At 67.3% G+C, this 6,290-nt stretch carries 5 protein-coding genes and 1 tRNA gene; all 6 read right to left on the bottom strand.

The window, feature by feature from the left end:
* Nucleotides 1-191: 191 nt before the first annotated feature.
* The 6 genes from AB4Z09_RS25160 to AB4Z09_RS25135 all read right to left on the bottom strand — a co-directional run bounded on the left by AB4Z09_RS25160 (nt 192) and on the right by AB4Z09_RS25135 (nt 6,177).
* Complete coding sequence (locus AB4Z09_RS25160; RefSeq protein ID WP_031939866.1) at nt 192-389, bottom strand: hypothetical protein; 198 nt, start codon at nt 387-389, stop codon at nt 192-194.
* A 415-nt stretch (nt 390-804) separates the two neighbouring features.
* A tRNA-Thr gene (locus AB4Z09_RS25155) sits at nt 805-877 on the bottom strand.
* A gap of 60 nt (nt 878-937) precedes the next feature.
* Nucleotides 938-2,125, bottom strand: coding sequence for a DNA polymerase III subunit delta' (locus tag AB4Z09_RS25150; RefSeq protein WP_174907903.1), 1,188 nt, complete (start codon nt 2,123-2,125; stop codon nt 938-940).
* A gap of 35 nt (nt 2,126-2,160) precedes the next feature.
* Nucleotides 2,161-5,067 (bottom strand): type I DNA topoisomerase, encoded by a 2,907-nt coding sequence (gene topA / locus AB4Z09_RS25145; protein ID WP_442240930.1) that lies wholly within the window; start codon nt 5,065-5,067, stop codon nt 2,161-2,163.
* Nucleotides 5,068-5,211: 144 nt separating this feature from the next.
* Nucleotides 5,212-5,796: a hypothetical protein gene (locus AB4Z09_RS25140; protein ID WP_114721033.1), complete on the bottom strand. Its 585-nt coding sequence runs from the start codon at nt 5,794-5,796 to the stop codon at nt 5,212-5,214.
* A gap of 177 nt (nt 5,797-5,973) precedes the next feature.
* Nucleotides 5,974-6,177: a cold-shock protein gene (locus tag AB4Z09_RS25135; RefSeq protein WP_005515803.1), complete on the bottom strand. Its 204-nt coding sequence runs from the start codon at nt 6,175-6,177 to the stop codon at nt 5,974-5,976.
* Nucleotides 6,178-6,290 lie beyond the last annotated feature (113 nt).

Genomic DNA, 6,290 nt, shown 5'->3' with positions numbered 1-6,290 from the left:
AACCAGAACCGATCGAAGCAGATTCGCCAGGCGCTCTCCGTACAACCTCGTTTTCCCAGTCCCTCAGGTCCGGGTCGGTGTCCGTGTCGCTCTGACCTGGAATAAGTTACGCGAAGCTGTCACCGAATGCCAAACCGCCTGGTCAGAGGCCCCGAACGGCCCGAAAGGCCCGCGAATCGCGTACTGAGGGACTACGGGACCCAGTACTTGGCGGCCAACTCTTCGACGAGAGGGTCGTCCTCCGCAACTTCGTCGAGTGCGGCCAGGTCGCCGTCGATCGCGACGAGTCGCGGATCGTCTCCCTCGAACTCCTCGACCGGGTGTCCGCCGTTCTCCGCCAGCTGCCGCAACAGCTTCTCCCGGACGCGGACCTTCAGTGATTCGCTCACCTTCCGAGCATGGCGGGTCTCGACCACCCTTGTCGAGCGGTTCGGACAGGTCAGTCGTCATCGTTTCGTCGGAACGCCCGTTTCGCGGTCGGGATCAGCATCACGAGCGCACCGATCAACAAGATCAACCAGAAGATCTCCATCAGCACTGCCAACCCTTCTGTCGGGAATGGACCCTCCCGTGCACTCCATTGTCCGCCGACAGAGGACCGCATCGGTGCCCGCGGCGAAACTGCGCCTGACAGACATGTCCCGATCCAGTAAGTGCGAACATCTGCTCGACGCCATCGGTGGCGGCGTCGTCCGCGGCGGGCACGGCCGGCTCCGCTCCTTCCACCGGAGCCCGGATCGGCGTGCGCGCTCACCGACGAAAAAGGGCCCCTCACCTGGTTTCCCAGGTGAGGGGCCCTTTCGGAGCTGCCTGCGAGAATCGAACTCGCGACCTTTTCATTACGAGTGAAATGCTCTACCGACTGAGCTAAGGCAGCGTGCCTCTCGGCGCGTGCGAGTCTAGCGTGTACCCCCGCCCCGAAAGCAAATCGGGGTCTCTACGCGAACTCCGCGCCCAGTCGCGCCACGAGCGCGTCGGCCGCGAACTTAGGCTTGACGTTCATGTCCAGCGCCTCCCGGCAGTCGAGGATCGCCTCGATACAGCGCAGCAATCCTTCCCGCGACGTCCGGGATGCCAGGTCGGCGGCCTGCTCGGACATGTCCGGATGGTTGGGCGTCGCGCCCGACCCGAACGAGTAGGCCAGTGCATCACGGTACAAACCCGCAAGATCCATCAGCGCGCGGTCGAGCGAATCCCGGCCGGTTCGCGTGGCCCGCGACTTCTGGCGTCGTTCCAGATCCTTGAGTACACCGGCCGAACCGCGCAGCGCACCGGCCGCACCCTTGCCGGTGCCGCCGGCACCCAGCGCCGTCCGCAGTTCCTCGGTCTCCCGCTCGTCCCGTTCGGCGGTGAGCTCCTTGGCTTCGAGGTCGGCGGCTTGGACGAGTTCCTCGGCCGCGGCATAAGCAGTGCCCGGCCGCATCGCCGCCTTCGCCAGTGACAGCGCCCGCTTGCGGCGGGACCGCGCGTCCTCGTCACTCGCGAGGCGTCGGGCACGCCCGACATGGCCACCACAGATGGACGCCGCCCAGTCTGCGGTTTCGGGGTCGAGCTGATCGCGTTCGCGCAGAACCTGGGCGATCGCGTCGACCGACGGCGTCACCAGCGGAACGTGCCGACAACGCGACCGAAGAGTGACGGAAATGTCCTGCGGGTCGACCGACGGCGCGCACAGCAGGAACACGGTACGGTCCGGCGGCTCCTCGACAACCTTGAGCAGCGCGTTGGCGGCGCCCTCGGTGAGCCGGTCGGCATCCTCGATCACGACGACCTGCCACCGCCCGGTGCTGGGCCGGCGCGACGCCGTCTGCACGATGCCGCGCATCTCGCTGACGCTGATGCTCAGTCCCTCGGGCACCACCCGCCGGACGTCACCGTGGGTGCCGGCCATCGTCGTGGTGCAGGCCTGGCAGTGGCCGCAGCCCGGTGCGCCGTCGGAGGTGCACTGCAGTGCCGCCGCGAAGCAGAGCGCCGCGACCGAGCGGCCGGAGCCGGGCGGGCCGGTGAACAGCCACGAGTGCGTCATCCGCGAACCGGCGTCGCCCCCGCGCGCGGCGGTGGCGGCAGCCGTCAGCTCGGCCTCGACATGCTCCTGGCCGACCAGTCGATCGAATACACCCGCCACGCGCCGAGCCTAACGATCCGTGCCGACGAGTCGGGTCACGGCTTCTCGGCCGTGGTCTTCTTCGCCGCAGCTTTCTTCGCGGGCGCCTTCTTGGCCGCCGTCTTCTTCGCGGCAGCCTTCTTGGCCGGCGCCTTCTTCGCCGCGGCCTTCTTCTTCACCGGACCACGGGCCCGACGGTCGGCCAGCAGTTCGGACGCGCGCTCGTCGGTGATCGACTCGACCTCGTCGCCCTTGCGCAGGCTGGCGTTGGTCTCGCCGTCGGTGACGTACGGGCCGAAGCGGCCGTCCTTGATCACCATCGGCTTGCCGGTCGCGGAATCGTTGCCGAGTTCGCGCAGCGGGGCCGCCGCCGAAGCCTGGCGTCCGCGCCGCTTGGGCTCGGCATAGATCTTGAGCRCATCCTCGAGGGTCACCGTGAACATCTGTTCCTCGTTCTCCAGCGAACGAGAATCGGTGCCCTTCTTCAGGTACGGCCCGTAGCGGCCGTTCTGCGCGGTGATCTCTTCCTTCGATTCGGGATCGACACCGACGACGCGCGGCAGCGACAGCAGGCGCAGCGCATCCTCGAGCGTGATGGTCTCCAGATCCATCGACTTGAGCAGCGAGCCGGTGCGCGGCTTGGGGCCGGCAGCCTTCTTCGCGGCTTTCTTTGCCGGTGCCTTCTTCGCGGCGGCCTTGGTCTTGACGGTGCCGTCGGCTGAGGTCTCGACCGGGACGATGTCCGGCTCCGGCTCCGGGGCGGGCTCGGGCAGGATCTCGGTCACGTACGGGCCGAAACGGCCCTCCTTCGCGACAATCTCGTGCCCGGTGAGCGGATCGACGCCCAGCTTGCGTCCCTCCTGCGGGGTCGAGAACAGCTTCTCCGCGTACTCCGGGGTGAGCTCGTCCGGCGGCAGGTCGTCGGGCAGGTTGGCGCGCTGCGAGATCGGATCGCCGTCCGGGTCGTCCGGGTTCTGCACCATGCGTTCGAGGTACGGACCGAAACGGCCGACCCGCACGTGGACCTCGCGGCCCTCGGCGTCGTCGAACAGCCGGATCGAGTTGATCTCGCGTGCGTCGATGTCCTCGAGGTTCTCACCGACCATCTTCTTCAGGCCGCCGGCGCGCGCGATCGAGTCGTCGGCCGCCGCCGTGTCGCCGAAGTAGAACCCCGACAACCAGTTGCCGCGCTGTTCGCGGCCGCCGGCGATCTCGTCGAGGTCGTCCTCCATCGCAGCCGTGAAGTCGAAGTCCACGAGCCGACCGAAATGCGACTCGAGCAGGCCGATCACCGCGAACGCGACCCACGACGGAACGAGCGCGCTGCCGCGCTTGTAGACGTAGCCGCGGTCGAGGATGGTCTTGATGATCGACGAGTACGTCGACGGTCGGCCGATCCCGAGTTCTTCGAGGGACTTGATGAGACTGGCCTCGGTGTAGCGGGCCGGCGGGTTGGTGGTGTGGCCGTCCGGGTCGAGCTTGGTGGCGGTCACCCCCTGGCCCTGCGTCAGCGCGGGCAGGCGCGACTCGGCGTCGTCGGATTGGCCACCGGCCTCCTCGTCGACGCTCTCCACGTACGCCTTGAGGAAGCCCGGGAACGTGATGGTGCGACCCGACGACGAGAAGGTGCACTCCTCGCCGGTGCCGGCGGTGCCGGTGATCCGCAGCGTCAGAGTGGTGCCGCGAGCGTCGGCCATCTGCGACGCGACCGTGCGCTGCCAGATCAGCTCGTACAGGCGGAACTCGTCGTTGTCGAGACGCGAATGCAGCTGGCCGGGGGTCTGGAACACGTCGCCGGCGGGGCGGATCGCCTCGTGTGCCTCCTGCGCGTTCTTCACCTTGCGGGTGTACTGACGCGGGCTCGAGTGCACGTACTCGGCGCCGTACAGCTCGGTGGCCTGCGCGCGGGCCGCGGAGATCGCCGACTGCGACAACGTGGTCGAGTCGGTTCGCATGTAGGTGATGTAGCCGTTCTCGTACAGACGCTGCGCGATCCGCATCGTCCGCTCCGAGGTGAAGCGCAGCTTGCGCGCGGCCTCCTGCTGCAGCGTCGACGTCATGAACGGCGCGTACGGCTTACGGGTGTACGGCTTGTCCTCTGCGGACGAAACGACCAGGTCGACGCCCTCGAGCGCCTCCGCGAGCCGGCGCGCGTAGGCCTCGTCGAGCACGGTGACGCCGCTGGACTTGAGCTTGCCGTCGGGTCCGAAATCACGACCGGCCGCGACACGAGCGCCGTCGACCGCCACCAGACGCGCACCGAAGTTGCGGGGGCTGGTTTCGGCGCCCGCGTCGAGCGTGGCCGAGATGTCCCAGTACGACGCCGACCGGAACGCCATCCGTTCACGTTCGCGCTGCACGATGACGCGCGTCGCAACAGACTGGACACGGCCCGCCGAGAGCCGCGGCATGACCTTCTTCCACAGCACCGGGCTGACCTCGTAGCCGTACAAACGGTCGAGGATGCGGCGAGTCTCCTGCGCATCGACCAGATCGTTGTCGAGATCGCGGGTGTCCTCGGCGGCCGCGCGAATCGCGGGCTCGGTGATCTCGTGGAACACCATCCGACGGACCGGGATCTTGGGCTTGAGCGTCTCGAGGAGATGCCAGGCGATGGCCTCGCCCTCGCGGTCGGGGTCGGTTGCGAGGTAGAGCTCGTCGGCGTCCTTCAGCAGACTCTTGAGCTCGGTGACCTTCGACTTCTTCTCAGGGCTGACCACATACAGCGGCTCGAAGTCGTGGTCGACGTTCACACCGAGCCGGGCCCACGGCTCACCCTTGTACTTCGCGGGTACGTCGGCGGCGCCACGCGGCAGGTCGCGGATGTGCCCGACCGAGGCCTCCACGACGTAATTCTTGCCGAGGTAGGGCGCGATCTTCTTGGCCTTCGTCGGTGACTCGACGATGACGAGGCGGCGCGTGGCGGACGCTCCGTCCGCCGTGCTCTTCTCCCGTGATGCCACCAGCTGTCCGCACCTTTCATGCTCGATCAGTGCCGCTGCGCACCTGATGCGAATCTCGTCTCCGCCCCCGTTATACCGGGTCCGGTCAGTTACAGGGTGTCACACCAGGAAGATGAACGCGCATATCCGTCCCGCTCCGTTCGCTCAAATGTGCGGCCAGTTACGTCGGGCATCGACATCGTCGGGCGGCAGACCGATGTTCTCGGCGAGATGCATGAGCCGTCTTCGACCCGAAATGCGCAATCCCGGGGAGGCCCCCCGAATTCCGACGATCGTCGGCGCCACCCCCGCCCGCATCAGCGATTGGGCGAGCACCACGTGCGTGTCGGGGGCGTGCGGGTCGAGGCCGAGCACGTAACGCTGGCCGTCCGCCTCGACCCGTCCCGATGCCAGTACCCACGCTCGTTGCTCCCGGGATCCCGGAATCCAACCGTCCGGTACCGCTTTGACGGCGCCGCGTGTCCACTGCGTCGCCAGATCCGCCAGCTGCGGAACCGGGGCCGTGCGCACCAGCGGGCGCCCCTCCTCGGATGTACTGATCTCGGCGTCCAGGCCTGCGTCCCGCATCAGTTGGGCGATCGCCTCGGCCCGCCACCTGCTGTCGACAACGACGGATACCCGGGCCCCCTCCTTCGAGGTGACCACCTGCCCCTGCGCCGCGAGCAGGCCACCGAGGTCGGCGACCGCAGGCGGCACCGACTCGGCGGAGAAGAACGACAGCTGAGCCACAAGGTGGACAGTAGGCCAAGATCCCGCGTCATTCCCGCGGATCGCGCATCTGCCACGCGGGACGGGGAATCACCCCACAACGAACTCGTCCCCCACCACCGTTGCCGGTGGCAGGGGACGAGTCAGGCAGCGGTCAGTAGGACCGACCTTGAATCAATCGTTCAGTTGGTGAACAGATCAGATCGCGCGAACGCCGGTGGCCTGCGGACCCTTGGTGCCCTGGCCGACCTCGAACTCGACGCGCTGGTTCTCCTCGAGGGTGCGGAAGCCGCTGCCCTGGATCTCCGAGTAGTGGACGAAGACGTCAGCGGAGCCGTCCTCGGGTGCGATGAAGCCGAAGCCCTTTTCCGCGTTGAACCACTTCACAGTGCCCTGTGCCATGCTTTTCCTTCTCTTTCTTACACCGGATTCGATGGACAGCACTTCCGGTCCATCGGGCCGGTTCCGACCGCTGTACTTTCTCGATTCCCCCTCAGGAACGCATAAGCACCGCG

This window comes from Rhodococcus sp. TAF43, assembly GCF_052113525.1.
Taxonomy (GTDB): Bacteria; Actinomycetota; Actinomycetes; order Mycobacteriales; family Mycobacteriaceae; genus Prescottella.
This window is presented reverse-complemented; position numbering and strand designations above follow the sequence as displayed.